Source organism: Stenotrophomonas capsici (assembly GCF_034961085.1).
In the GTDB taxonomy this organism is placed as follows: domain Bacteria; phylum Pseudomonadota; class Gammaproteobacteria; order Xanthomonadales; family Xanthomonadaceae; genus Stenotrophomonas; species Stenotrophomonas capsici.
Genome location: NZ_JAYFUH010000178.1, coordinates 1 through 1,649 on the forward strand (window position 1 = coordinate 1; position 1,649 = coordinate 1,649).

The 1,649-nt window shown below is 70.4% G+C and carries 1 protein-coding gene; it reads left to right on the forward strand.

Features of this window, described 5'->3' with window-relative positions; genetic code table 11:
* Nucleotides 1-1,649, forward strand: a 1,649-nt coding sequence (locus VA603_RS10860; protein ID WP_323438833.1) for a UvrD-helicase domain-containing protein, incomplete at both ends; no start/stop codon positions are given.

Sequence of the window (1,649 nt, forward strand, 5' to 3'; positions counted from 1 at the left end):
ACCCGCCTGGTGGTCGAGCGTGGCCTGCGCATGGGCCAGATCCTGGCGGTGACCTTCACCGATGCCGCCACCCAGGAGCTGCGCAAGCGCATCCGTGAGCGCCTGGACCTGGCTGCGCGCCTGGTCGGGGTGGCGCCGGACGCCAGCGACACCCCGGAAACCGCGCTGACCCACGCCGTCCTGCAGCGCCACCTGGACCAGGGCGGCGAGAGCGCGGCCCAGCTGGGACGGCGCCTGCGCGCGGCCGCCGAGGAAACCGACCTGGCGGCGATCTTCACCATCCACGGCTTCTGCACCCGCGTGCTCGGCGAATACGCGCTGGAAAGCGGGCACACCTTCGCCGCGCCGGAACTGCTGGCCAACACCCGCGAACTGCATGCCGAACTGGCCGCCGACCTGTGGCGCCTGCATGCCGGCCAAGGTGAGCAGCTGGAGGCCCTGCTGGGCCTGTGGAAAAGTCCCGATGCGCTGGCCGCCGACCTGGACAAGCTGGCCGGCGAGCTGCCGCTGCTGCCCGAGGTGCCGGACAGCCTGGTCGAGGACGCCCGCCCACTGCGCGATGCCGCCATGCAGCGCCTGGCCGCCGGCCTGATCGAACACGGAGCGACCTACCTGCAGCAGCTGCGCGAGGCCATGGAGGGTGGCGTGCTCAACAAGGCCAGCTACAAACCGGACTGGGTGAACACCGTGTTCCTGCAGCTGGAGCAGTGGAGCCGCCATCCCGATCCGGAGGTTGAACTCGACGATCGGCTGGAGCGGCTCACGCTGGAGGCGCTCACCGCCAAGACCAACAAGGCCAAGGCCGGCAGCACGCCGGTGTCGCCGTTGCAGCCGCTGGTGGCCGACTACCTGCAGGCGATGGCGCAGGTCACCCGCTGGCAGCGCCAGCAGTCGATCGCGTTGCTGCACCAGTTGCGCGACGAAGCCCGCCAGCGCCTGCGCACGTTCAAGCAGCAACGCCGGCTGCAGACCTACGACGACCTGATCGACAACGTCGCCCACGCCCTGCAGGGTGAACACGGCGCGGTACTGGCCGCACGCCTGCGCGCGCAGTACCGCTTCGCGCTGGTGGACGAATTCCAGGACACCGACCCGCGCCAGTGGGACATCTTCCGCAGCGTGTTCGCGCCGGGCGATGGCAGCGAGGCCGCGTTGTTCCTGATCGGCGACCCCAAGCAGGCCATCTACGGCTTCCGTGGCGGCGACGTGCACACCTACCTGCAGGCCAAGGCATTGGCCGAGGCGGCACCGGCGCTGGACCGCAACTTCCGTTCGCGCCCCGGCGTGCTGCGTGCCATCCAGGCGCTGTACGACAACGCCGGCAGTACCGCCTTCCTCGATGAGCGCATCCAGTTCGAACCGGTGCTGCCGGGCAGCAAGCGCACCGATGCCGACTACCTGATCGATGGCGCACCCGCGCCGGCGTTGACCGTGTGCGTGATCCAGGGCGATGCCGACGGCAAGCCGCTCAAGGCCGACGATGCCCGCGAGGCCGCCACGCTGGCCTGCGTCGGTGATATCCACAGGGTATTGAGTGCGTCGCGCGAGGGCCGCGCGCAGGTGGATGGCGCGCCGGTGCAGCCCGGCGACATCGCCGTGCTGGTGCGTTCGCACAAGGAGGCCGCGCGTATCCAGCAGGCCCTGGCGGC